At 47.7% G+C, this 26621-nt stretch carries 24 protein-coding genes and 1 pseudogene; 22 read left to right on the plus strand and 3 right to left on the minus strand.

Features of this window, described 5'->3' with window-relative positions; all coding sequences use genetic code 11:
* The first annotated feature begins 129 nt into the window (after positions 1–129).
* The 5 genes from RW114_RS04765 to RW114_RS04785 all read left to right on the plus strand — a co-directional run bounded on the left by RW114_RS04765 (position 130) and on the right by RW114_RS04785 (position 6681).
* A complete protein-coding gene (locus RW114_RS04765; protein ID WP_340121574.1) occupies positions 130–2232 on the plus strand; it encodes a putative bifunctional diguanylate cyclase/phosphodiesterase in 2103 nt (700 codons plus the stop codon).
* 98 nt (positions 2233–2330) lie between these two features.
* The gene (locus RW114_RS04770; RefSeq protein ID WP_340121575.1) at positions 2331–2639 is read left to right on the plus strand and encodes a DUF2934 domain-containing protein; all 309 of its coding nucleotides are present in this window, start codon (positions 2331–2333) and stop codon (positions 2637–2639) included.
* Positions 2640–2695: 56 nt separating this feature from the next.
* Positions 2696–3430 (plus strand): hypothetical protein, encoded by a 735-nt coding sequence (locus tag RW114_RS04775; RefSeq protein WP_340121576.1) that lies wholly within the window; start codon positions 2696–2698, stop codon positions 3428–3430.
* Positions 3423–5375, plus strand: a complete 1953-nt coding sequence (ftsH, locus tag RW114_RS04780; RefSeq protein WP_340121577.1) for an ATP-dependent zinc metalloprotease FtsH — start codon at positions 3423–3425, stop codon at positions 5373–5375. Before RW114_RS04775 ends, ftsH begins: the two co-directional genes overlap by 8 nt.
* Positions 5376–6549: 1174 nt before the next feature.
* Positions 6550–6681, plus strand: a complete 132-nt coding sequence (locus tag RW114_RS04785) for a hypothetical protein (RefSeq protein ID WP_340121578.1) — start codon at positions 6550–6552, stop codon at positions 6679–6681.
* A 113-nt stretch (positions 6682–6794) separates the two neighbouring features.
* On the opposite strand, the gene RW114_RS04790 is transcribed toward RW114_RS04785, so the two are convergent.
* Both RW114_RS04790 and RW114_RS04795 read right to left on the minus strand, forming a co-directional pair.
* On the minus strand, positions 6795–7151 hold the full coding sequence (locus RW114_RS04790; protein ID WP_340121579.1) for a hypothetical protein: 357 nt from the start codon (positions 7149–7151) through the stop codon (positions 6795–6797).
* Positions 7152–7169: 18 nt separating this feature from the next.
* A complete protein-coding gene (locus RW114_RS04795; protein WP_340121580.1) occupies positions 7170–10040 on the minus strand; it encodes an Hsp70 family protein in 2871 nt (956 codons plus the stop codon).
* Positions 10041–10461: 421 nt separating this feature from the next.
* On the opposite strand from RW114_RS04795, the gene RW114_RS04800 reads away from it, so the two are divergent.
* The 16 genes from RW114_RS04800 (at position 10462) to RW114_RS04875 (ending at position 25736) form a co-directional block, all read left to right on the plus strand.
* Positions 10462–11289 (plus strand): ABC transporter ATP-binding protein, encoded by an 828-nt coding sequence (locus RW114_RS04800; RefSeq protein ID WP_340121581.1) that lies wholly within the window; start codon positions 10462–10464, stop codon positions 11287–11289.
* A 46-nt stretch (positions 11290–11335) separates the two neighbouring features.
* A complete protein-coding gene (gene mlaE / locus RW114_RS04805) occupies positions 11336–12118 on the plus strand; it encodes a lipid asymmetry maintenance ABC transporter permease subunit MlaE (RefSeq protein ID WP_340121582.1) in 783 nt (260 codons plus the stop codon).
* A 1-nt stretch (position 12119) separates the two neighbouring features.
* Positions 12120–12587: an outer membrane lipid asymmetry maintenance protein MlaD gene (gene mlaD, locus RW114_RS04810; RefSeq protein ID WP_340121583.1), complete on the plus strand. Its 468-nt coding sequence runs from the start codon at positions 12120–12122 to the stop codon at positions 12585–12587.
* Complete coding sequence (locus tag RW114_RS04815; RefSeq protein ID WP_340121584.1) at positions 12584–12931, plus strand: STAS domain-containing protein; 348 nt, start codon at positions 12584–12586, stop codon at positions 12929–12931. The genes mlaD and RW114_RS04815 overlap by 4 nt, the downstream gene beginning before the upstream one ends.
* Before the next feature lie 49 nt (positions 12932–12980).
* Positions 12981–14246: a UDP-N-acetylglucosamine 1-carboxyvinyltransferase gene (gene murA, locus RW114_RS04820; protein ID WP_340121585.1), complete on the plus strand. Its 1266-nt coding sequence runs from the start codon at positions 12981–12983 to the stop codon at positions 14244–14246.
* A gap of 12 nt (positions 14247–14258) precedes the next feature.
* On the plus strand, positions 14259–14888 hold the full coding sequence (gene hisG / locus RW114_RS04825) for an ATP phosphoribosyltransferase (RefSeq protein ID WP_340121586.1): 630 nt from the start codon (positions 14259–14261) through the stop codon (positions 14886–14888).
* Positions 14889–15242: 354 nt separating this feature from the next.
* Entirely contained in the window at positions 15243–16553 is a 1311-nt protein-coding gene (gene hisD, locus RW114_RS04830; RefSeq protein WP_340121587.1) for a histidinol dehydrogenase, read from the plus strand.
* A gap of 105 nt (positions 16554–16658) precedes the next feature.
* Complete coding sequence (gene hisC / locus RW114_RS04835; RefSeq protein WP_340121588.1) at positions 16659–17735, plus strand: histidinol-phosphate transaminase; 1077 nt, start codon at positions 16659–16661, stop codon at positions 17733–17735.
* A 218-nt stretch (positions 17736–17953) separates the two neighbouring features.
* Complete coding sequence (gene petA, locus RW114_RS04840; protein WP_340121589.1) at positions 17954–18553, plus strand: ubiquinol-cytochrome c reductase iron-sulfur subunit; 600 nt, start codon at positions 17954–17956, stop codon at positions 18551–18553.
* Entirely contained in the window at positions 18550–19956 is a 1407-nt protein-coding gene (locus RW114_RS04845; protein WP_340121590.1) for a cytochrome b, read from the plus strand. The genes petA and RW114_RS04845 overlap by 4 nt, the downstream gene beginning before the upstream one ends.
* A 1-nt stretch (position 19957) precedes the next feature.
* The gene (locus RW114_RS04850; protein ID WP_340121591.1) at positions 19958–20680 is read left to right on the plus strand and encodes a cytochrome c1; all 723 of its coding nucleotides are present in this window, start codon (positions 19958–19960) and stop codon (positions 20678–20680) included.
* Between the two features lie 240 nt (positions 20681–20920).
* A complete protein-coding gene (locus RW114_RS04855; RefSeq protein ID WP_340121599.1) occupies positions 20921–21526 on the plus strand; it encodes a glutathione S-transferase N-terminal domain-containing protein in 606 nt (201 codons plus the stop codon).
* An 11-nt stretch (positions 21527–21537) separates the two neighbouring features.
* Positions 21538–21918: a ClpXP protease specificity-enhancing factor gene (locus RW114_RS04860; RefSeq protein ID WP_340121592.1), complete on the plus strand. Its 381-nt coding sequence runs from the start codon at positions 21538–21540 to the stop codon at positions 21916–21918.
* Positions 21919–22315: 397 nt separating this feature from the next.
* Positions 22316–22882 carry a c-type cytochrome gene (locus RW114_RS04865; protein WP_340121593.1) on the plus strand — a complete coding sequence of 189 codons (567 nt, stop codon included), beginning with the start codon at positions 22316–22318 and terminating at the stop codon, positions 22880–22882.
* 17 nt (positions 22883–22899) lie between these two features.
* Positions 22900–23316, plus strand: coding sequence for a hypothetical protein (locus RW114_RS04870; protein ID WP_340121594.1), 417 nt, complete (start codon positions 22900–22902; stop codon positions 23314–23316).
* A gap of 149 nt (positions 23317–23465) precedes the next feature.
* Positions 23466–25736: a fused MFS/spermidine synthase gene (locus tag RW114_RS04875; protein WP_340121595.1), complete on the plus strand. Its 2271-nt coding sequence runs from the start codon at positions 23466–23468 to the stop codon at positions 25734–25736.
* Between the two features lie 35 nt (positions 25737–25771).
* Here RW114_RS04875 and RW114_RS04880 read toward each other — a convergent pair.
* Positions 25772–26077, minus strand: a pseudogene (locus RW114_RS04880) (alpha-E domain-containing protein); the annotation flags it as partial.
* A 180-nt stretch (positions 26078–26257) separates the two neighbouring features.
* Between RW114_RS04880 and RW114_RS04885 the strand changes: the two are divergent.
* Positions 26258–26551, plus strand: a complete 294-nt coding sequence (locus tag RW114_RS04885) for a transposase (RefSeq protein ID WP_340121596.1) — start codon at positions 26258–26260, stop codon at positions 26549–26551.
* Positions 26552–26621 lie beyond the last annotated feature (70 nt).

Here is a 26621-nt window from a genome sequence, read left to right on the forward strand (position 1 = left end):
CTGGGCAGATTGTTTCCTTAATGAATAAACCCAGTCAAATGTTGGATATTTTTATTACCCAAGGAGTAGACATGCCATGTTCGAAAAATTTAAGGAAGATTTTGGAATATTGGCTTCGTTTTTTTTATGATGCCGCAATTAACAAATAGCAAACTGGCTATTGATACCTTACGAATTAGCGAGGCCAAATATCGCAGTCTATTTGAAAATATTGATCAAAGCGTCATTTATCTGGATGCGACGGGAGTGGTGCTGGCCGTCAATCAGGCAGCCGAACAACTTCTTGGCCTGCCTCGCGACATGCTTATAGGGCGCAAGTTTGTTGATTCCTGTTTTAACGTTATCCAGGAAGATGGCTCGGTTTTCCCCGAAGAACAACAGCCTTCGTTATTGACCTTACGTACTGGAAAGCCTGTGGAAGGTGTGGTTATGGGACTGTTTAATGCTGAACGGCAAAGTTATATCTGGGTTGCCGTTCATTCAGTACCTGAATTCAGGGCGGGCGAACATCAGCCTCATCAGATATTAATGACATTAACCGATATTACCCGGCAAAAGCAGTCTGAAGGCAATCTGAGCATGGCATCGGTTATTTTTAATAATATAGGGGAAGGTATATTTGTTACCGACAAAGACAAAAAGATAATTTCAATTAATGAGGCGTTTACCACCATAACCGGCTTTACCCAGCAGGATGTTTACGGAAAGAGCGCTCATTTTTTACACTCAAAGAAAAACAGCCTAAAAATTGATGATGATTTAAACAACCGTACAGGGGAGGTCAATAACTGGCAGGGTGAGATATGGCGTCGTCATAAAATCAGCATGGATTTCCCATCATGGACTACCGTTAGCGAGATAAAGGATTCAAGTGGCAATGCAGCTCATTATGTCCATGTATTTATGGATATAACGCATTTTAAGAAGACTCAGGATCATCTGGGATTCTTAGCCTACCACGACCCATTGACTAAATTGCCAAACCGACTGTTATTGAAGGATCGTATTGATCATTCATTGCAAAATGCACTGCGGGAGGGTTCGCAGGCAGCCGTATTATTTCTCGATCTTGATCGTTTTAAGGGCATTAATGATACTTACGGGCATGCTGTCGGCGATGGTTTGTTAAGGGAGGCGGCAAAACGCATAAAAAATCTGGTCAGAAAAGAAGACACGGTTTCACGTTATGCCGGCGATGAGTTTGTGGTGTTTATGGAAAATATTTCCGATGCTAAAAATCCTGCCAAGCTCGCACAAAAGCTGATAGATACCTTTAATGCTCCCGTTTATATTAAAGGCTATCGATTGAAAATATCGATCAGCGTGGGCATAAGCCTGTTTCCACAGGATGGCAAGGATACGGATACTTTGGTTAAGAATGCCGATGCCGCTATGTACCGTGCCAAAAATGAAGGCCGCAATAACTTTCAATATTATAGCCTGGAGTTAAACACGGAAGCTTTCGAAAAAATGTCGATGGAATCGGCGTTACGTCAGTCACTAGAGCGACATGAGCTGATTTTATATTACCAGCCGCAGGTCTGCCTTAAAACCGGAAAACTGGTGGGAGTTGAGTCCTTGGTGCGTTGGATGCATCCAACGCTGGGATTGATGTCACCCAGACAGTTTATACCTATAGCCGAGGAAAGCGGGTTTATTGTGGTCCTGGGTGAATGGGTATTGCAAAACGCTTGCATGCAGATGCGCCGCTGGTTGGATGAGGGATTGCAAGTCAAAAAAATGGTCGTTAATGTATCTGCGATTCAGTTTTCACGCTCCGATTTTGTGGCAACGGTTGAGCGGATACTGCATTCGAGTGGGCTAGCTCCGTCTTATCTTGAGCTGGAACTTACCGGCGGCAGTTTTATGGATAATTCTGAACAAACCATCAAGGCGCTTAATCAGTTGGTTGCAGCGGGAATAGATTTGACTATTGATGATTTTGGCGTGGGCTGTTTTTCGTTTAATAACTTAAATCGTATTCCGGTCAAGAAATTGAAAATTAATAGTTCATTTGTCGTCGATGTATTGACTAACGTCAATAAAGAGGCCATTACCCGTGCGGTGATAGCTTTAGGCCATGGCTTGCATTTACAGGTTATTGCGATGGGGATTGAATCGATTGCCCAACAAAATTGCTTAGTGAACTTAGGTTGCGATGAAGGGCAAGGTTATTTATACAGTTCTCCTGTCTTACCATGGTCAAATATTTTTCAAAAATTAATGAAGTGAGCGATGTTTTTCCCGATTTAAACAGATTGATTACCGCCTGAATTTCTAAAAATAAGGCAGAAGTAGGTATTCATACGACTTATTTCACCTCATTTTTCATGTTAGATTTACTGCATACTACGTATTCCTACGAATTGTTCTACCCTTTTTTTGCACATAGAATAATTAAGCGAAGGATTTTCCTTCAAAATGTGCAGGGGGGTAAGGTTGTGGCCAAGTTCAATGCAAGACGGAAGACAAATAGGGAGGATATTAGCAAAGACAGGTTTCAAAAAATGATTGCCGAACGGGCTTACTGTAAAGCCGAAAAAAGGGGGTTTGTTGCCGGGCATGAGATGGAAGACTGGCTTGAAGCCGAATGGGAAATTAGAAATCAATACTTTTACTGGTTCCAGGATGAAGAGTAATTCCTTATTTCACAATATTTAATTGTGAAATTTAGCATAAAGAAATGGTGTTTATTATGAAACGAAACAAGATGATTGAAACCCTCGACCAGGACAAATTAATAGAACATAAACAACGCATTGCTTATCATGAAGCGGGGCATGCGGCGGGCATTCATTTAAATAACAAAGCCAGACAGCTGCCACCGGTTTTTTTTAAAATTATTTTCAAGGAAATGAGCCGCGTGACCGCTGCGGAGATCATGGCCTACCAAACAACCCATGACGATTGTATTGCTCGAGTCGAAGGCGGCCGGTTAATTGAATTGTTGCCATCGTCAATAGAAGGCCTGGTAGATGAATTAACGGAACCCAATGACACAGCAGCGCAGTTGCTAAAGGATTATATGTTAGCCTTTGAGGCGGATATTATTAATCTGCTCATCGGGCCGTTGGCTGAAGCTAAACATGTCGCAGACACTGATGATGAACTATTTAACCATCGGTTAGTCAATCTGAAAGCGCTAAAAAATTATGGCGGCAGCTCCGATCTGGCCTTGACTAATGAATATTTACACTGTTTCTCTGCCGATAAGCAACAAAAAGATAAAAAACTGAACGAATTATTTACCGTAGCATTTGATTTTGTCAATGATGATGCAAACTGGGCAGCAATCACCAATCTGGCTCGTTACATTTTTGATAGCAGTAAAAATATTATTGGCTGCGACGAGGTTGTTTCATTGCTTGATCAGTCGGTAGAACATTTTCAAAATAGAAGAATTAGGGCTAGGCACCATCGTTATGGATGATTCAAAGAACAATATTATTAAGACCGTACTCACCTTACTGGGTAATTTATTCGTCTATCTGAAAAATTTATTGCTGGCGGGTTTTGCTTATCTATCCAAACAGGAACCGGAGCGGGAACTGAATAAACCGCTAGATAAAAAAACCACCCACTCCAGACGACAAAAAATCATTTACTTTGCATTGTTATTCATCGCGATGCTGACATTGTTTAATAGTGTTCAAGAAGTGCAGCGTGATGAAATCCCTTATAGTCAATTTATTAATCTTGTCAAAGAGGCCAAAATTGATAAGGCGGTGGTAACCGAGCGGTTTATTACCGGTGTTATCAAGTCGGATGACGCCAAGCAACCTGCCAAAAATTTCATGACCATTCCGTTGTGGCAAACCGATCTTGCTGAGATGTTGGCCGTAAACAAGGTTGATTTTGTCGTCAGAAGCAGCGAGAACTGGTTAAGCAATCTTTTTTTCAACTGGATTATCCCGATGTTAATCCTGGTGCTTATTTGGTCGTGGGTCATGCGCCGTACCACAGCCGGTGGTGCGCAGTCTTTTCTTAATTTGGGCGACAAAATTCACATTCATCAGGACACCCAAGCCAAAATCACCTTTGACGATGTAGCCGGTGCCGATAGCGCCAAACAAGAACTTAAAGAGTCCATCGATTTTCTAAAAACACCGGAAAAATTCCAGCGATTAGGTGGACGCATGCCCAAAGGTGTGTTGCTGGTTGGGCCTCCAGGAACAGGCAAAACCCTGCTGGCGCGCGCTGTTTCCGGCGAAGCGCAGGTGCCGTTTTTTAACATCAGCGGATCAGAATTTATTGAACTATTTGTCGGCGTTGGCGCAGCCAGAGTGCGTGAGCTTTTTGTGCAGGCACGAAATCAAGCGCCCTGCATCATTTTTATTGATGAGCTCGATGCCATTGGTCGTAGCCGTGGCGGCCCGGTGATGATCGGCGGGCATGACGAGCGCGAACAGACCTTGAACCAGCTGCTGACCGAAATGGACGGTTTCGATACATCGGTTGGCGTGGTGGTGATGGCGGCAACCAATCGCCCTGAAATACTTGATAAAGCGCTGTTGCGCTCCGGACGCTTCGACCGTCAAATTGTTGTTGATAAACCGGATTTGCAAGACCGTATTGAGATCCTTAAATTGCATACCAAAGCGCTGACGCTGGCTGAAAATATCGATCTGTCAATCATTGCCAGGCGTACGCCTGGACTGGTTGGTGCAGATCTTGCCAACATAGCCAATGAAGCGGCGATAATGGCGATACGGGTCGATCACAATAAGGTCGAAAAAGAAGACTTCGAGTCGGCTATCGATCGCATATTGGCCGGGCCGGAAAAAAAGAATCGGGTTTTAAATCCCAACGAAAAGCGCCGAGTGGCTTTTCACGAGGCAGGACACGCAATGGTCGCCGAGCATGTGCCAACCGGACAGCCGGTGCATAAAATTTCCATTATTCCCCGTGGCGTATCGGGCTTAGGATTCACTTTGCAATTGCCGGTAGAGGAAAAGTTTTTATCGACAGAAGATGAGCTGAAAGACCAGATAGCCATATTGCTGGGCGGACGCATGGCCGAGGAAATTGTTTTGGGCAGTATCTCAACTGGCGCCCAGAATGACCTGGAAAAGGCCAGTGAGATTGCCCGCAACATGGTTTGCAATCTGGGCATGAGCAAAAAAATGGGGCCATTGACATACGGCAAGCGCCAGCAGCTTCAGTTTTTGGAAACAGAAGTTTCAGAGTATCGTAATTACTCCGATGTGACAGCCCGACTTATCGATACCGAAATAATAGCGCTGGTCGAAGAAGGTGAAACACGTGCGCGTGAAATCATCGTTGCAAACAGGTCGGCATTGGAAAAACTGGCCGAGTTGTTACAAGAGAAAGAGGTGATTAGTAGGGACGAGATGCTTACATTGCTTGGGAGTTGAGGCCATAACACTAAAAACCGCAGTTAGTCCACGAAAGACACGAAAGACACGAAAGAAATCAGTATGTTGTATTACGCAATCATTCACCTTTTGGGTGACGATCTACAACTGGGTATCTCTTTGAATATTTTCGTGCTTTTTGTGTTTTTCGTGGATCAAATGATTTTTCTAGGATGACCGGCACAAACGAATACGCATCGCTCAATCGCATACTCAACCAGTCAATAAGCCATTGCGGCTTTTATGGAAACATGATCAGTTTTTAGTCGCCCCCTCCTAAACCCAATTTTGAAATCAACGCCTGCAATTCAGGTTTTGTCGATATCGACTGCCTGTAAATCGCGTAAATCTTACGACTAATTCCAGGCCCTGTCGGATGTGGCCTAATGCCGTTAACTGACAGTCCGCCCTGTCCCACTTAAACCTAGAAAAATCATTTGATCCACGAAAAACACGAAAATATTCAGAGAGATACCAAGTTGTAGATCGTCACTCAAAGGGCATAGCTATCTACGCAAGTTATTCGCTCGCTTTCACGCAAGAGTGTCACCACCATTAAGTTGACGCATGGACAGGGTTGCGGGGGCGACTTTAGTCGCCCAGTCAGTCAACAATGCGTTGTTCAATCGGCGACTACCTACAGTAGGCGCTTTAAACGAAGTCACACCCTCATCGCGATGTAGGCGTTACTCCCACTTCCTGGCGTATTTAAACGTTTTGGCCGAGACACCATGGCCCGTCAAGCTATGGTGGGCAATGGGCGGGCGGCCGGTCGCCCCTACAATTTATCGTGTGTTCTCGCGTTCCCACGCGGGAGCGTGGGAACGCATAATTCAGGAAAACTTGTGTAGATAGCTATGCCCAAAGGGTGAATGGCTGCAAAATACAACATACTGATTTCTTTCGTGTCTTTCGTGGACTAACTGCGGTTTTCAGGTAAACAACTCACCGCCCAGTTCAAGTTTCTTAATCGCTGGCGTCAAAGAAGCTTGGGATACATAGACGAATTGCGCCGCGGGTAAACATCCCTTATCGCAAACAGCCATGATGCATTTCCATGGAAATTCCTTATCAATAGGCAAAGCCTATTGCTTGATAGCAAGCGGGTATTTTACAAACCTTACCAATAAGCTTTATATAAGCACTCCTAATTAATAATCGATATGAAAAAACCATGAAACAAGCAAAGTTGATTGTCATGTATCCAACGCCAACAGCACCGACAACAAACAATATCGAGTTTTTTGTTTCTGCCGGTCATCGTGCCGGTAGCCAAGTAAACCGGAATAAGCCAGTTAGCGCGTAAGCAAAAATAGGCGTTTCCGGTGTTCCGCCGGAAACGCGACCACGCGCTACGCCTTTCGACAAGGCTCTTCTGAACAAAAGCCGAAGGACTCACGCAGAACAGATTGGGAGGCCTTATTCCAACCTACGAACCTTAGTCATCAATCCCTTCATAAGCGCATACCCCGCCAAAGCCCCCCATGCCAACATATAGATGCTGTGCAGCATGACTTCAAAACGGAAACTGTTGACATCTCTGGTGTAATCCCAAATGTCATCGCCCAAGGCAAGTAGCAATACCAGACCAACCGCATATCTGAGTTTGATTTGATGAGCATAAAAAACCCCGATTCCGAGAACCATAAAGCCGGTAAGAAACCTCAGACCACTATGAATTAACATTTCCACATTAAACGGGTTAAGTTTAAATGCCGAATCTATAAAATACAGCAGGATAAATCCTACGACGATGACGATACTGACTAACTTCATTGTGACCTTCTTTAAATGCTACGCTTCAGTAATAAGCTTTAATCCCGGCGGCAATGCTTCGCCAAAGACCTGTTTTTCTTCCTTTTCGTCCAGCTCTTTTTGCTGCTCGACCATGTCTATCCAGGATGCAGGCGCTTTATTTAACTTTAGTTTTTCGATGATTTGTAGGCGCGTAGTTTCATCAATATCCCGCGCCCTGTCGCCGCTCATACGCGCAATGAGTGTAGCAGCAAAACCGGCCTGCGGAATTTTCTTCCAGTCTACCGCCAACATCTGTTGTAACCACAAACAGACGATGTTGGCGGGAATAACATTGTGGCTGCTGCCGTGAAACGGCATTCTTGCCCCGATGCGTCCCACGGCCCACCAGGTCTGATTGGGTTCGCTGGCTTTTTCCAGACGTTTTAACAGCCATTCGCCCAGTTGTATTTTCTTGGCGACAGGAAGACGCTCCAAAACCGCCGCCAGCCTAACCATATCGTCGTAACCGCGATTTTTGATTTGCTTGATAACGCCGGGTTGCCTTGCCGCAGCAGGGTCCAGGAATTTTGTAATATCGGTAAAAATCCGTTCCTGCGCCGCCGCATCCAGGCCGCCCGCCATCCGTCGCCACAGCGTCCACCATTCCGTCCAGTTTTGGGTTTCGTTAACAAACTGGATGCCTTGCGGATAGTTTTTCCACAGCTGCTCGACGCGCCAGTCATCCAGAGGATAACCGAATCCGGGACGCAAACAAAAACCCGCCAGACTCAGCCAGACGCGTTCGTGATTATCTGAGCGGCGTTGGTATTTCCCTCCCTCCAGCAAGACCGCGAACATGGCTCTCAGCAACGGCGTCGTCCATTCGGTACGGGCTACACCGATGAGTTTTTCCAGATCGGCGCGCAGATTTTTTACCGCTTTGGGGTCAATCTGTCTGGATTTCGCGCCGAAAACAGCCTGTATCCGTTCGGCAATCTGGTTAAAATTTCCGGGCAAAGCCGCATCTATTTGCAACCCGACTGTTTTTTTTCTGATCTGAAACTCTACATCCCAACGCTGGCTGCTATCTTCAACGGCAATACATTGAATCTTAAGCGTACCGACTTCGGTTTGGCTAACCGCCAGTTCGACAATGACCTCGGCATTCAGCTTGCTGTCATCGCCTTCAAACGCCACAGCCAGCGGCGGCAGGGAATGAAACAAGTCGGTAATGTCGGTCACATCGCCCGGTTTGAAGTCGCCGTCGCCAGACAATGAAACCAGGTGAAAACGCACCGGCACGCCTAAGCGCAGCGCAAAACGCCGGTTTTTCAGGATCACTTCATCGCCTTCTTCACTGCCTTTGGGCAAGATACAAATTCCTTGCTGCTTGGCAGAATCGTCGGTATCGACCAGCAGGAAATAACTGCGTGCCGCGCCCCCGCCAATCTTAAGTTTTTTGTCCCGCCGCGCAAGCGCATAACTGACCGCTCCGAAAGCGACGGACAATTCGGGATACTTGTTTTCCAGCAATAGCGGCGGACTGGAGCGCCATGACTGGATTAAATCGACCATGCGCTGGGTAATCGGCTGACTGCGGAACACGCCGCCATTAAGCAACAGTGCATCCGGTACGCCGCCCTCCCCTTTTATCGCCAGGGATGGTGTGTATGTCGCAGGCCGGTCAGGAACCGGCGCGGCGATCGCCAGGGATGGTGTGTATGCCGCAAGCCTGCCGGGAGTAGGCGCGGAGAAAGCCTCGCGGGATGCGCTGCCGTGCAGCTTTAAAAACGCGGCGATATGTTTGCTGACCGCAGGTTCTGCTGCATACGGCAAGCCAAACTCGACCACGCCGCTACGTTTTCTGTCCGGCAATTCATCAAGACCCGACAACGGGAAAAAACCGTCCAGCGCAATGCTCCTGACTTCATCCCTAGACAGAGGAACAGAACGGGAGCCGCCGATCAGTTTGGAGCCTCCGCCCAGCAAGGTGACATTGATTTGCTCCGGCGCATCGTCTGCCAACAGGCGCTCTTTGGCAATCCGACATTGTTCGATCAGCTGCGACAAATCCGCCGCCGACAGGCGTTTTCCACCGTTATCCAGGCGGCTTTCGGCAAGATGCGCCAAGGCCAGATCGATATTGTCGCCGCCCAGCATTAAATGGTCGCCGACCCCGATGCGGGTTAATTTAGGCTCCTGCTCGCCCTGCTCTACTTTGATCAGCGTCAAATCGGTAGTGCCGCCGCCTACATCGCACACCAGCAATAAATGCACATTAGCCAACGCCTGTTTAATGGTGCCGGTATTGCGTCTTAACCAGTCGTAGCAAACAGCCTGTGGCTCTTCCAGCAGCCGGACATTAGACAATCCCGCAAGTTTCGCCGCCTCCAGCGTCAGGGATCTGGCAGCTTCATCGAACGAGGCGGGAACGGTAATCACAATATCCTGTTTTTCCAGCGGCGCATCCGGAAATTGATGTCCCCAGACGGTACGGATGTGCGACAAATAACTGGCGCTGGCCGCTATAGGCGAAACTTTGCTAATGTCATCGCCGCTGCCCCACGGCAGAATGTCAGCGGCATGATCCACCGACGGATGCGATAGCCAGCTTTTGGCGCTGGTGACAAATCGGCCTTTGCTTTTCGCACCCAACAGACGTGCGGCCTCGCCAATGACGGCGGTAGCACCCGATAATTCCGCACCGCTAGGGAACGAAAGATCGGCCTCTGACAATTCGCCGGTCGCAGGATGATAACGCACCGACGGCAACAACGGTCTTGCGGCAACTTGGCCGGGAGCGATCAGCTGCTCGATTTGAAAAATTTGTATTTCTTGACTTTTATTATCGGCTTTAGCGTAAGCGACCACGGTATGCGTTGTGCCAAGGTCGATGCCGACTAGATAGTTTTGGGTAAGTTTTTTCACAATGATATTGCAGGTTTATGAGACTGAACGGTCCAAGATATTATTATCAATCGTTTCTTTCCACGAATAACGGCGACAATAGGATTTTATTGTCTTCTATCTGCTAAATAAACCGATTACGGTATAAACGAAACGTTCAGCGACTTCGTGTCCCTGACGGTTAGCTTGGTTACTAAAAAAGGATACACGAAATATTTTAGATTTACATCACTCCCTATGTCGATAATGGCTGCCGATGATCTTGACTACAGCAAACATACCGACAATCCTGACAAAAATAGTGTTCAGGCATCCACAAGGCCCAGGCAAATTCAACCTTATATATCGGCTGCCTTTCAGACCAGCTGCACAATAGATTGACTTAACAGGGAATAGTCATAGAAAATAGTCTGTTTAATTTTCACATTATCTCAAACTACGCATGGATAACAGCGTCTCCCCGCAAAACAGCCTGGTTTCTGTTAAAAACTTGTCGTTTTCTCGCGGTAACAAGAAAATATTTGACGATATTTCGCTGGAATTTGAGCGCGGTAAAATTACTGCCATCATGGGACCTAGCGGCACAGGCAAGACGACGCTGTTAAAACTGATCGGCGGACAACTGTTTCCTGCGCAAGGCACGGTTAGCGTCGATGGTAACAATGTCCACCGCCTTCGCCGTTCCGAGCTGTACAATCTGCGTAAACGCATGGGCATGTTGTTCCAAAGCGGTGCGTTATTAACCGACATGAATGTCTTTGATAATGTGGCTTTCCCGTTGCGCGAACATACTCACCTTCCCGAGTCGATGATTCGCACCTTGGTGCTGATGAAATTGCAAGCAGTCGGCTTGAGAGGGGCGCGTAACTTAATGCCTAACGAACTTTCCGGCGGCATGGCCAGGCGTATTGCGTTGGCCAGGGCCATTGCGCTGGATCCGATGATGATCATGTACGATGAACCTTTTACCGGCCAGGATCCTATTTCCAAAGGCGCATTGGTTCATCTGATCAAGTCGCTGAACACTATTTTGGGACTGACCAGTATCGTTGTCTCTCACGATGTTCAGGAAACAGCGGCCATAGCGGATTATATTTATGTCATTTCCGAAGGAAAAATTGTCGGTCAAGGCAGCCCTAAGGAAATTGAACAATCCGAATCGGACTGGGTGCAGCAATTCATGACCGGCGCTGCCGACGGCCCGGCGCATTTTCATTATCCGGCAAAAGATTATATCGATGACTTATTGTCGACTGGAAAACGTTATTAAGGTTCACTTTTTTACCTTTAGCCTTGCACTTGCACCTTACTTTAAAATGATTGAATTTCTACAGCATTTGGGCGAAAACACCCGCACCAGCTTTACCAAACTCGGGCGCGGCACATTTTTCCTGCTACAAACCCTTTCCGGCATACTCAGTGTATTGGCCCGCCCCAAGCTGCTGTTTAACCAGATGTATTCGGTCGGCGTGCTATCTTTTCTGATTATCACCATTTCGGGGCTGTTTGTCGGCATGGTGTTGGGCCTGCAAGGCTATTACATACTCTCTGATTTCGGTGCGGAAGAAACGCTGGGAGTCATGGTTGCGGCCTCATTGGTCAGGGAACTCGGCCCCGTGGTTGCGGCGCTGTTATTCGCAGGCCGGGCCGGTTCTGCGTTAACGGCGGAAATTGGTCTGATGAAAGCGACAGAACAGCTATCGGGCATGGAAATGATGGCCGTCGACCCGATTAAACGCATTATTTCTCCGCGCTTTTTGGCCGGATTCCTGTCCATGCCGTTACTTGCAGCACTCTTCAGTGCTGTGGGTATTATTGGCGGACAAATGGTTGGCTCTGGCTTGTTGGGCGTTGATGAAGGCGCTTACTGGTCACAAATGCAAGCCAAACTGGATTTTCAGGATGACATTATCAATGGCGTTATCAAAAGCATCGTGTTTGGCTTTGTCGCTTCATGGATAGCACTGTTTGAAGGTTATGACGCCATCCCGACTTCTGAAGGAGTCAGTCGAGCCACTACCCGTACCGTCGTTAATTCAGCTTTTAGTATTTTAGGTCTTGATTTTATTCTGACCGCACTCATGTTTGGAGATAATTAATATGCAACACACCCGTACTCAAGATACGCTTGTCGGACTCTTTGTCGCATCAGGCATAGTCGGCTTGTTTTTTCTTGCGATGCAAGTCAGTAATCTAGGCTCGTTTACCGAGCACGATGGCTATACGATTACTGCCCGTTTTGAGAACTCCGGCGGCTTGAAGGTTAAATCACCGGTTTCATCAGCCGGCGTTAAAATCGGCAGGGTCAGCGCCATTAGCTTCGACTCTAAAACCTATCAATCGGTTGTGCAGCTGAATATTGATTCACAATACAATACGCTACCCGAAGACACCACCGCCAGCGTTTTTACTGCCGGTTTATTAGGCGAACAATATGTCAGCCTGGAAGCGGGCGGATCGGATGAACTCTTAAAAGATGGCGGGGAAATTGAAATCACTCAATCCGCCATTATTTTGGAAAAGGCGATCGGTCAATTTCTGTTTAAATCGGCATCAGAAAAAAAATGAGCCAATTGAATATCACTAAAGAGGGGCCTGGAAATTTTGTTATTGCTGGCGATTTAACTTTTGCTACCATCGACAAGCAGACCCTCAAATCATTTTCTTTCCTGAAATCGGCAAAAGAAATCACTATTGATCTGGGCCGCGTCTCCTCTACAGACAGCGCGGGATTGGCGCTGATGATTGAATGGATAAAATATTCCCAGCACAACAGAACCCACATAATCTTCAAAAATATTCCCGAACAATTGTTCAACCTTGCCAAACTCAGCGGCTTTGATCAATCTAGCCATTTTAATGAAGGCTCAAGGGAAACTATTCAAGACGAAAGCTTAGACATCAGTGCTTAGCTTTTTTCGCCTTTCGCCTTTTAACCCTTAACCTCACATCCTTTAACTCATGGACAAACTCATTATTACCGGCGGCGCACGACTCTCTGGAGAACTACGTATCTCCGGCGCCAAAAATGCCGCTTTACCGATTCTGGCTGCCACTTTACTGTCGCAATCTCCGGTCAGCGTCGGCAACATACCGCATCTCCATGACATCACCACCACCATGGAATTACTGGGGCGAATGGGTGTTGACCTCACCGTCGACGAGAAAATGAACATCGAAGTCGACTCCAGCACTATCAACAGTTTTGTCGCGCCTTACGAACTGGTCAGAACCATGCGCGCCTCGATACTGGTATTAGGGCCTTTAGTGGCCCGATTCGGCGAAGCCCATGTGTCATTGCCCGGCGGCTGCGCTATCGGCTCGCGTCCTGTCGACATCCATATTAACGGCCTGATAAAGATGGGCGCTGATATCACCGTCGAAAACGGTTTTATCCACGCCAAAGCGGGCCGACTTCAAGGCTGCCGCCTGGTTCTGGAACAAATCACCGTTACCGGCACCGAGAATCTGCTGATGGCTGCCGCTCTGGCCGAAGGCACCACGATTATTGAAAATGCCGCCAAGGAACCTGAAGTCACCGACCTGGCTCACTTTCTTAACAAAATGGGCGCCAAAATCACCGGCATCGGCACCGATGTGCTGGTTATTGAAGGCGTGGAAAAACTGGGTGTTGACAGCATTCACTACGACATTCTTCCCGACCGGATCGAGACCGGCACCTATTTGATTGCCGCGGCAATTACCGGCGGAAGCATCAAACTCAAAAATACCCGTCCGGATATTCTGGATGCCGTGCTGGAAAAACTGGTTGAAGCCGGTGCTGACATCACTACCGGCAAGGACTGGATCAAACTGGATATGCACGGCAAAAAACCCAAAGCCGTTTCGGTACGCACCTCGCCCTATCCGGCTTTTCCGACCGATATGCAGGCACAGTTCACCGCCATGAATGCTATTGCCGATGGCGTCGGTATTATCACTGAAACGGTTTTTGAAAACCGCTTCATGCATATTCAGGAATTGCAGCGCATGGGTGCCGACATCAAGCTGGAATCCAATACCGCCATCGTCACCGGCGTTAAAAAATTGACCGGCGCACCGGTTATGTCAACCGATTTAAGGGCTTCGGCAAGTCTGGTAATAGCCGCTCTGGTGGCCGAAGGCGATACCTTAGTCGATCGTATTTATCATATCGACCGGGGCTATGATCACATCGAAGAAAAACTATCCCAACTCGGTGCGACCATACGCCGCGTCCCAAGATAAGGTTTTATTATTATGATAACCATAGCCGTATCCAAAGGCCGGATTTATGAAGATGCCCTGCCGTTATTGGCAGAAGCCGGCATTACGCCGATTGACGACCCGCTTACCTGCCGTAAACTGATATTACGCACCACCCGGGATGACGTGCAGCTGGTCATCATCCGCGCCACCGACGTGCCTACCTTTGTTGAATATGGTGCCGCCGACATGGGCATTGCCGGAAAAGACATCCTGCTGGAGCATGGCGCAGAAAGCCTGTATGAACCGCTGGACTTGAACATCGCCTGTTGCCGGTTAATGACCGCAGCGCATAAAGACGCGCCGCCGATTGCCGGCCGCGTTCGCGTTGCGACCAAATACGTCAAAATAACCCAGCGTTATTTTGCAAGCCTTGGTATACAGGCTGAAATCATTAAACTGTACGGATCAATGGAACTGGCGCCGCTGGTCGGTCTTGCCGATTGCATTGTCGACCTGGTTGATACCGGCAACACGCTAAAAGCCAATGACCTGGAGCCACGAGACCTGATTATGCATATCAGCTCCAGACTGGTGGTCAACAAAGCGGCGATGAAAATGAAGCATCAGGCGATCCAATCGCTGCTGGATCAGTTTGAGAAGACTCTGGCAAAAAGATCTTAGCAACTCATTTAATGTCCACGAAAAGCACGAAAGACACGAAAAATGATTTGCATCGTTCCCACGCTCCGGCGTGGGAATGCAGTCACTGACGCTCCAGCGTCTTCCACAACCCGGACGGGATATGCTGCCCCGCTTGAGACTGCCAGCAGCAGTTTTAATTATTAACAGATGACAAGTGCATTGCCATGACTAACAAGAACAGGCGCAGCACCAAGCTTGGCAACGCTGGAGCATTGCCAACTGCGTTCCCACGCTGGAGCGTGGGAACGATAACGTTTTAAAAACTTTTTCGTGCTTTTCGTGCCTTTCGTGGACAATACATAACATCAACACATCCTAAACTTTGGTTATCTTATGTCCGACATAAATATCACCCGACTCGATGCCTCATCAGCCGATTTTGACCGGCAATTACAAGATTTGCTGGCCTTTGATGATGCCGACGATCTGGAAATTCATCAGCGCGTTCTGGCTATTATTGCCGATGTCCGCAACAACGGCGATAAAGCGGTTATTGAATACACCAACCGCTTTGATCATCGCGCGGTCACGCGAGCCTCCGAACTGGAATTGTCGCCGGAAACCCTGAAATCGGCCTGGAATGGTTTACCTGCCGAACAGGCTCAAGCGCTGCAAACCGCCGCAGACCGTATTCGCGCTTATGCCGAACACCAGAAAATGGAGTCATGGCAATACACCGAGGCAGACGGCACCGTTCTTGGACAAAAAATCACCCCGTTGGATCGCGTAGGGCTTTATGTGCCCGGCGGTAAAGCCGCCTACCCGTCTTCGGTGTTGATGAATGCGATACCGGCCAAGGTCGCAGGCGTCGGCGAATTGATCATGGTTGTCCCTGCACCGGATGGCGCAACTAACCAACTGGTGCTGGCGGCGGCTTATCTGGCCGGTGTAGACCGCGTGTTTACCATCGGCGGCGCTCAGGCCGTTGCCGCGCTGGCTTACGGCACGGAAACCATCCCTGCTGTGGCGAAAATTGTCGGCCCCGGCAATATTTATGTGGCTACTGCGAAAAAGCTGGTATTCGGACAAGTGGGCATCGACATGATTGCCGGGCCTTCGGAAATCCTGATTATCTGCGACGGCCAAACCAATCCCGACTGGATTGCGATGGATCTGTTTTCGCAGGCTGAACATGATGAAAATGCTCAATCCATATTAATCAGTACTGACGTAGCTTTCCTGGACGCTGTTGAGCTAAGCATCAACAAACTATTGCCGAGCATGGAACGCGCCGGGATTATCAGGACATCGCTGACTACGCGCGGCGCATTAATCAAGGTCAACGACTTAAATGCCGCCGTTGATGTGGCCAATATTATTGCGCCTGAACATCTGGAACTCTCCATTGAAGACCCGGAAGCTTTATGTAAAAACATTCGCCACGCAGGGGCCATCTTCATGGGCCGCTACACCGCCGAAGCCTTAGGCGACTACTGTGCCGGGCCTAACCATGTGTTACCGACCTCCAGCACCGCACGTTTTTCTTCACCGTTGGGTGTTTACGATTTCCAAAAACGCTCCAGCTTGATCAACTGTTCCCAGGCAGGTGCCGATACGCTGGGTAAAACCGCATCGATATTGGCGCGGGGCGAAAGCCTGACCGCTCATGCGCGATCTGCGGAATATAGAATAAAAACAGACTAAAAGAAGGCTAAAGACGAAGGGCCAAGGGCGAAAACAACCCTGCTTGTGTCAAGCCTTTCGCCCTTGGTCTTTCGCCTTGTGCCTTTCATCTTTCATCTTAAACCTATGACAATCACTTCCATATTCCGCAAAGAAGTCCTGGCAATGTCCGCTTACAAAGTGGCCGATGCGACCGGTTTGATCAAACTGGATGCGATGGAGAACCCCTACAGCTGGCCTGAAGACATCAAGACAGACTGGCTGGAAACCCTGAAAGACTGTCCGTTGAACCGCTATCCCGACCCTGAAGCCAGACAGCTGACGGCAACCATCAAACACCTGAATCAAATACCCGATCAGTTCGATGTGCTGCTGGGCAATGGCTCTGATGAAATCATTCAACTGCTACTGATGGCATTGCCTGCCAGTGCCTGCGTATTGGCGCCCGATCCCGGTTTTGTGATGTATAAACAGCTCAGTCTGTGTCTGGGACTCAACTACCAAGGCATCCCGTTGCTGGCAGACAGCTTCGACCTGGATATGCCGGCCATGCTCGCTGCGATAGAAAAATATCAGCCTTCGGTCATTTTTCTGGCCTATCCTAACAATCCCACCGGAAATTTATTTTCCGAAGCGTCGATTCGGGACATCATAAAAACCGCCAAAGGCTTGGTGGTGATTGATGAGGCCTACGCCCCTTTTGCCGACGCCAGCTTTATCAGCAGCCTGGGACAATATGACAACCTGCTGGTCATGCGCACCGTATCGAAACTGGGCCTGGCGGGCTTACGCCTCGGCTACATCGCAGGCACACCGGATACCATTGAACAACTGCATAAAGTTCGCCTGCCCTATAATATTAACAGTCTAACTCAAATCACCGCCGATTTTGCCCTGTCCAACAAAGCCTTGTTTGATCAGCAAACGCAACAGATTTGTGCTGAACGGTCGGTCGTCTTTAACCGGCTTAATACGCTGAACGGCATTACCGTTTATCCCAGTTCCGCAAATTTTATTCTTTTTAAAACGCCAGAAAATCGGGCAAACGACATCTTTGCGTCGATAAAACAACAAGGCGTTTTAATTAAAAATCTTAGCGCTCAAGGCGGCTTGCTGGCCGATTGCCTGCGGGTAACCATCGGCAAACCTGAAGAAAATACAGCGTTTATTACCGCACTAACAAAATGTCTAGGCGCCCCATAAATAAAAAAATTAACTGTGTTATCGTGTTTTTCAAAACAATAATATATCGTAATATCATAGGCTTGTGTATCACGCATTACATTAAGCCCTTTTAAATAGCTAACAAATACCTAAACCGGCGGCATAAGCACTTCAAATCTTATAAGCTCTGATGGTATATTGGCGCTAGAAATAATGCGCCCTTAAAGAAGCGCAGACTTAATCAGGAGAGTTCTATAATGAATAATGAAGGCGTCGATCAGTCCAAACGCCAGTTTTTAACCTCGGCCTTGACCGTGGTTGGCGCAGTCGGCACTGGCTATTTAGCCGTTCCTTTTCTTGCTCAAATGCAACCTAGCGCCAAGGCCATGGCCGCCGGCGCTCCTGTTGAAGTTGACATCAGTAAAATGGAACCCGGCCAATTAATCAGAGTCGCATGGCGAGGCAAACCGGTCTGGATACTCAACAGGACTCCTCAGGTTCTTAAAACACTAAAAACGTTGGAGAATGAACTCAGAGATCCGCTTTCTCTGGAATCGATACAACCGGAATCCAGCAAAAACCCGGTGCGTTCCATTAAGCCGGAAGTTTTTGTAGCCGTGGGTTTATGTACCCACTTAGGCTGTTCACCCACGTTTCGTCCTGAAATAGCCCCCAATGACCTTGGCGAAAAATGGAAAGGCGGTTTTTTCTGTCCGTGCCATGGCTCCTGGTTTGATCTGGCTGGTCGCGTTTATCGCGGCGTACCGGCGCCTACCAACCTGGAAATACCTCCTTACCGCTATATTACTGAGACACAGCTGATTATTGGTGAAGCTCCAGAGGAAGAAAGCGCATGAAACGTAACCGCATAACTGAATGTAACGACTGGTTTTTGGCGCGTTTTCCGCTGACCAAACTCTGGAATGAACACATGGCGCATTATTACGCGCCCAAGAACTTTAACTTTTGGTATTTCTTCGGTTCACTGGCTTTGCTGGTGCTGGTTAACCAGATTCTGACCGGTATATTTTTAACGATGAACTACAAACCGGATGCCAAGCTGGCCTTCGATTCCGTCGAATACATCATGCGCGATGTGAGCTGGGGCTGGCTGATTCGCTACATGCACTCGACCGGTTCATCGGCATTTTTTATCGTGGTTTATCTGCACATGTTCAGAGGCTTGCTGTACGGTTCGTTCAAACATCCCCGTGAACTGGTCTGGATTTTCGGCATGCTGTTATTTGTCGCCCTGATGGCCGAAGCCTTTATGGGCTATCTGTTGCCTTGGGGACAAATGTCCTACTGGGGCGCCCAGGTTATCATCTCGCTGTTCAGCGCCATTCCTGTGATCGGCGATGACCTGTCACTCTGGCTACGGGGCGATTATGTGGTTTCCGATGCCACCCTGAACCGCTTTTTCGCCTTCCATGTTATTGCTGTACCACTGGCTTTGATCATGCTGGTATTCCTGCATATTGTTGCCTTGCATGAAGTGGGTTCAAACAACCCGGACGGCATTGAAATCAAGGATTCCAAAGACCCCTGGGGCCATCCTGTCGACGGTATTCCGTTTCATCCCTATTACACCGTCAAAGATCTGGTCGGTGTCGGCGTGTTTATGTTGTTCTTCGCCACGGTTATTTTTTACATGCCGGAAATGGGCGGCTATTTTCTCGAGCCCGCCAATTTTATCCCTGCCGACCCGATGAAAACCCCGGAACACATAGCGCCCGTCTGGTATTTCACGCCTTTCTATGCCATTTTAAGAGCAATTCCCGATAAATTTGCCGGGGTTATCGGCATGGGCGGCGCGATTGTCGTATTGTTCCTGTTGCCTTGGCTGGATCGCAGCCCGGTCAAATCGATTCGTTATCGCGGCGGCATCTACAAAAAAGCCTTGGTGCTGTTTGTTATCAGTTTTATAGCTTTAGGCTATTTAGGCACACAACCTGCAACACCTACAGCGACAATCGTCGCGCGATTTTTTACCGCGATTTATTTCGGCTTCTTCTTGTTGATGCCCCTGTATACCCGCTGGGAAAAAACCAAGCCGGTGCCAAAACGCTTAACCTCAGTACATAGTATTGAGGAGCAGTTGCCTGCATTAATTGAGGAAATCATCCAAATAAAACCGGGATCTACTGAAATCGGCCACCCTGCTTTTCAAAGCTCTTTTTTTGCCATAAGACCTAATCCCAAAGGCATAAAAAACCTTATCAGCCGGTTAGCAAAAAATGCAAAAGGGAGTCTGGATTAATATGAAAAATTTAACAGCATTGCTTTTATTGTTATCACTATCTTTTGGGGCTGTCGCCTCGGAAGGTATTAAGCTGCAAGAAGCGAGTATTGATCTTTCCAATAATGATTCATTGCAACGCGGTGCAAAACACTTTGTCACTTATTGTCTGGGCTGCCATTCAATCAAGCATATCCGTTACTTGCGTATTGCTCTTGATATTGATGTCGACCCTAAGAAAGTGTTAAAAGACATTGCGCCGGAAGGGGCCAATATCTATGATCAAATGCACAGCGCTATGAATGGCCACGACGCAGAAAAATGGTTTGGTACCCAGCCGCCCGACTTGTCGTTAATTGCCAGATCGCGTGGTGCGGATTGGCTGTACAGCTATTTAAAAAGTTACTATATTGATCCCAAAAGCCCTAGAGGGGTAAACAACCTGATTTTCGAGGATACCGCTATGCCTAACCCGCTCTGGCAATTGCAAGGTGAGCAGCATGCAGAACCTAGAAAAAATATATGGGGTCATGAATATACCAACTTAGTTCTTAAAGAGCCTGGTACCTTATCCGAAGGCGAGTTTGAAATTTTCGTCAATGACTTGGTTAATTTCTTGGTGTATGTCGGTGAACCGGTGCAGCTTGAAAGACAGCGCATCGGAAAATATGTGCTATTTTTTATTTTAATGTTTATCGTTTTAGCTTATCTGCTAAAGAAAGAATACTGGAAAAATATCCATTAATTCTTGAGGTGGGAAACGCCGTGTAATGATGGACTGAGAAACAAAGCCCATCATTACACGGCGCACCTCGACACACCGCTACGCTGTTCCTGCATTACTCTGCATCCATGCAGTCGTCAACACATCTTGCCAACAACTGAAAATAAAAACCTCGACAACCATGTTATAATGCTTTTTTTTACCGCCCTACACGTCTTAAAGAGGTTGTTATTCGTGACAAATATTACTCGTAAATCTGTAATGACGCTTTTCTCATCTCCAACATGCGCGATGAGCCACTGCGCCCGCTTTGTTTTGCACGAGAAAGGAGTTGTCGCAGACATAGAATATTACGACCCGACTGAGCCGCCTGAGGATTTACTAGAGCTAAATCCCAACGGCACGTCGCCAACACTGATTGAACGCGACTTGGTTCTCTATGACTCGCGCATCATCATGGAATATCTGGACGAACGTTTTCCGCACCCCCCATTGCACCAAATGGATCCGGTTTCACGGGCAAATGCCAGAATGCTGATCAAGCGTATCGACCAGGACTGGTATCAGTTACTGGATGAAATTTTATTTTCCGGCGAGAAAAAATCAGCCCGCGCTAAGAAAATGCTCAGGGAAGGTATCTTGGCTGCCGAGCCTATTTTTGCCGCCAGACCCTATTTTATGAGTGATGAATTTTCTCTGATAGACTGCGTCATCGCGCCCTTATTATGGCGCCTACCGAGCATAGGTATTGACATATCAACACCCAGTGAAGTCATCACCAATTATGCCCAGCGCATATTCAACAGAGCCGCATTTAAACGCAGCCTGAGCGAAGCCGAAAAAGAAATGATCGAGCCTTTAAAATAAACCTTAGCAACATGACCTCTCTAAAGCCTTATTTAATTCGTTCAATTTACGAATGGATTATTGACAACAATCTGACGCCGCATCTGCTTGTGGATGCACAAGATACCCGCGCCATTTTACCGACCGAATTTATTGAAGACGGAAAAATCGTTTTGAATATCAGGCCGGAAGCCATACAGGGTCTTTCTCTCGGCAACGATGAAATTGAATTCAATGCCCGGTTTAGCGGAAAACCCATGCACATTGCCACACCAATAACCGCAGTATTGGCAATCTACGCTAAAGAAAACGGCAAAGGCATGATCTTCGATCAGGAAGACAACGATGGTGACGATGAACCGCCGCCGGTAAAAAAACCGACAGCCAAACCCAATTTACGCATCGTAAAATAACGGTATTTTTTGCCATGTTCAGGAGTCCTGGACATAGGACTCTTCTCCTGCGTACAACACATAGACATTTCACCTCCCTTGCAAATTCGATCCTAAGGGGGGGCTGATGCGTAACAATATCTATTATTGAGTTTATAACTTGTTTTTATTACCATGAAGAGCACGAAGATAATGAAGAAAAAACGCAGGAAGTAAATACAGCAAATTCTTCATGCCTTTCGTGCTCTTCATGGTAAAAATAAATGACATTCTCTGAAATCAACTCCCATCCTAGGTTTCTCTAACTTTTTGTTATCAGTTAATCTTTTTGGTTGTATAGTGAAGTTCCTATCAGAAAAGGCAGATTCGTTCAATAACCAGTCTAACAGATAGACAACCCTATCCTATAAGGTGAACCATGAACTTACCACAACAATCGCTTATCTTATCTTTCTTTTTCGCTGTTTTTTTTACATTGCCGACTTTAGCCGCAGATAGTGCAGGCGGAGAACAAAAAGCAAGTTCCTGTGTCAGCTGTCATGGTCCTAATGGTAACAGCAGCAACTCGCAATGGCCCAACTTGGCGGCACAACAACCAACCTATCTGGTCAACCAACTCAAAGCATTCAAGGCCGGAGACCGCATCAATATCATGATGCAATCAATGACCGCTGACCTGAGCAATGTAGACATCAATAACCTTGCCGGTTATTTTTCCAGCCAGAAACCTGTCAAAGCTGGCGGCGACCCGGCATTGGCAAAATCAGGCGAAGCCAAAGCCGCTATGTGTCTGGGATGCCATGGCTCCGCGGCTCAAGGTAACGGCCAGTTCCCAAGGCTTGCCGGACAGCACCCTGAATACCTTGTGCAACAATTAAAAGCCTTCAAGGACGGTTCACGTAAGAGCGGGCCGATGCAAGCCATTATCGCCAACCTGTCCGAGGCTGATTTTAAAGCGTTAGCGGCTTATTTTGGTTCGTTATAATAACTCAGGTACTCATTATGATAACCCTAAACTATTTGTCACTTCCGATAGCCGTTTTAGCCCTATCCATATCTGGCGCGGCTATTGCCAAGCAACCGAATACTCACGACAATCACCACAATGAAAGCTCTGGTCCTGATGCCCGACTGTTGAATAGCAATAAGCAGTCAGAAACAGGGGACAATCTTCGCGGCAGGGAGAGGGCCGACGAAAGACAAGATATTAATCAATCCAGAGACCATGATAATTCCCGTGATGCTGATGACTGGCGAGGTCAGGAACCGCGCTATAATCAATATAACCAACAAAATCCGGTCGATAGAAATATAGATGATGTCAGATCTAGAATGGATAACATACAACAAAGAACCATCGATAATATCAACCAGAAAACCAGAGAATTACCGGAAGGACAGCCGCGATACAGGCGCTAATCATCTAAACACCAAAAAATCGTTGAATTCTGATTTTAAAAAGGCGGTCACACCGCCTTTTTTATTTTTCAACTGCCCCATCCAGCAACAAATGCATTATCATTAGCCCATTAAAAATTAAAAGCCCCCAAGGGCTACCTATAAAAATAATGAGCCACCAGTCAAAAGCCACAACCGACCGCAATTTACCCCTGATCTTCCTGTTTGCCGTAACCTTGTTTACCAGTGCATCGCTGATGTTTGTGCTGCAACCCCTGTTCGGGAAGATTTTATTACCTTTACTCGGTGGTTCACCGGCAGTCTGGAACACCTGCATGGTGTTTTACCAGAGCATCTTGTTTCTGGGTTATCTTTATGCGCATTATCTTTCTACGCGCCACACACAGCGCCGTCAAATACTGATCCATACCGCGCTCATACTGATCAGTTTTCTGGCGCTGCCTTTAGCCTTGCCGGAAAATACCGTCCCGCCGACCGACAGCAACCCAACCTTCTGGCTGCTCTGGACATTATTTCTGGCTATCGGCCTGCCTTTTTTCGTGGTTTCCACCACCGCGCCGCTGATTCAAAAATGGTTCGCCAATGTCGGCCACCATACCAGTCACGACCCTTATTATCTCTATGCGGCCAGCAATACCGGCAGCCTGATTGCGTTGCTGAGCTACCCGTTCCTGCTTGAACCCAATATCGGACTGGCTAACCAGAAAAATTACTGGAGCGTCGGCTATCTGCTGCTGTGCCTGCTGATTGCAGGCTGCGCTTTTGCGCTGTGGAAAAGAGGGCAACATTGTAGGGGCGAATTTATTCGCCCAGGGCGAATAAGTTCGCCCCTACAAGATGCAGAAGCCGTTACGGCTACAGATGAAAATAATCTCAGCCTTGCCACCAAATTACACTGGCTGGCGCTGGCCTTTGTACCGTCCAGTCTGCTGCTGGGACTTACCAACTTCATCAGTACCGATATTGCCTCGGTGCCGTTATTGTGGATTATCCCGTTAACGCTGTACTTATTATCTTTTGTCATTGTTTTTTCCAAATGGAACGACAAAATACATCCGTTAATGGTCAAACTGCAACCGCTTTTCCTGTTGCCGTTTATCGCCTACGCTTTCATTAATCCGGCGGATTTACCTTATTGGGCCTATCTCATTTTGCACCTGCTGGCATTTTTCTTTGCGGTGATGGTGTGTCACGGCGAATTGGCTAAACTAAGGCCGCATACCCGGCATTTAACCACCTTCTATTTGATTATGTCCTTTGCGGGCATGTTGGGCGGCATGTTCAACACCTTTGTTGCGCCGTTTGTATTCAATGCCGTCTATGAATACCCGATCATGATTATTGCGGCTTTGCTGCTGCGACCAGGGCGAATGACAAATTTACCCCTACAGCAAATAATAGCCCCGGCACTGCTGGTTATTATCGGGATTATTGCTCATGCCACCGTCGACAATTTAGTCCAGTATTTCGACATTATTGTCATCGGCCTGATGGGCTTAACCTTGTTGACTTACCTGCTCAGAGCCCGTCCGGTCGGCTACGCGTTAATGACCGGAGCCATTATCTTCCTTGCTCTCGGCTTGCATGGGCTGTCATCGCATACGCTTTATCAGCAACGCAGTTTTTTTGGCGTGCTGGCCGTGCGTGAAGCCGTGTTAACCGATGAACAAGGCCAGCCTGAAAGCTATCATGAATTATTTCACGGCACCACCAAACACGGAGCGCAACGTCTTGCGGCAAACCTGAGCCAAATACCGCTGACCTATTACAGTCGTCCCGGGCCTATGGGACAACTGTTTAAAGAATATGACAGTAACGATCAAGCCTGGAATATCGGCATAGTCGGGCTAGGCGCAGGCGCCTTAGCCTGTTACGCCAAAGACCAACAAAACTGGACACTATACGAAATCGATCCGCTGGTGGTAGACATTGCCGGCAACCCCGCCTATTTCAGCTACCTGAGCCAATGCGCTCCCAACGCCACGATGCGTATCGGCGACGCCCGTTTATCGCTGGAAAAAGAGCCGGATCAGCATTTTGATTTATTGGTCATGGATGCATTCAGTTCCGACTCGGTGCCGACCCATCTGCTGACCAAGGAAGCGTTGACGCTCTATTTTAAAAAACTCAAAACCGACGGCATATTGGCATTTCACATGACCAACCGCCATTTGTCGCTGAAAAAAGTATTGTCGATTAATGCGGAAGCCTTGCACTTGGCATCCTTGATTCAGGAATTCCAACCGCAACAGGACATCCCGCTGATCGTTGCGACAGACTGGGTAGTCATGGCAAAGCATGCCGAAACGCTGGAACCGCTACGCCTAAGCCGTCTCGGAAAATGGCAGAAAATGCCCTTATATTTCGACATGAAGCCATGGACGGATGACTTCACCAATATTGTCAGCATTTGGAAATAAGGAAGCTTCAATATTAAGGCATCGTTATTCGGCAGGTCATTGATGCAACCGGCAATTTCAGCGATACAGCAGCTGACCGATCTGGACAGGCTGGTGTTCTGTAATAAAAAGTTGAGCACATCGTCGCCATTAACGCTGCTTCTGACATGTTGCCGATACATTAACTGGGCGTTGAGCGCCTTTAACATATTCACCCACAAAATAGTCTCGTATTGGCGCATTTCATCGCTACGCGAATCAGCCAGAAACAAGGAGGCCAAATCCGGAATCCGGCTGGTCATGTCGACGCGTTCAATATTCTTGCCCAAGCGAATAAATCGATAGGGATGATTGTGGCTCATATAGCATGAAACCCCCAGCGTGGTCTACCAAACAGCAATGGGCGGTGGCGCCAAGATTGTGGATAAATACGGGGCAACAGAAACATCAGTTCTCGTATAAAAAAATTGGGACAGTATAGTGGACCCCGAATTCCGGACAATAGTTTAAGCTATGCTCTGTCGAAAAATGAGAAGCAGGAAATGAGCGAAAGCAAACGGAAGATTTTTACAGGGGCTCAAAAAGCCAAAATTGCATTGGAAGCGGTTAGGGGCACAAAGACGATCAATGAAATCGCCCAAGATAACAACGTGCACCCGACCCAGGTCAACCAATGGAAAAAGGAATTGATGGACAACGCAAGCAGCTTGTTTGAAGGCAAACGAGGGCCGAAGCCGACCAATGCACAGAGCGATCCGGATCGGCTGTATGCCAAAATCGGGCAGTTGAATATGGAGTTGGATTGGCTTAAAAAAAAGTCTGGGATCAGCCTATAGAGGAGCGACACACATGGATAGCGCCGGATGATGCGATGGCGCTATCCCTGCAATGCAAGCTGCTCAAGGT

The organism is Methylobacter svalbardensis (assembly GCF_037671525.1).
In the GTDB taxonomy this organism is placed as follows: domain Bacteria; phylum Pseudomonadota; class Gammaproteobacteria; order Methylococcales; family Methylomonadaceae; genus Methylobacter_A; species Methylobacter_A svalbardensis.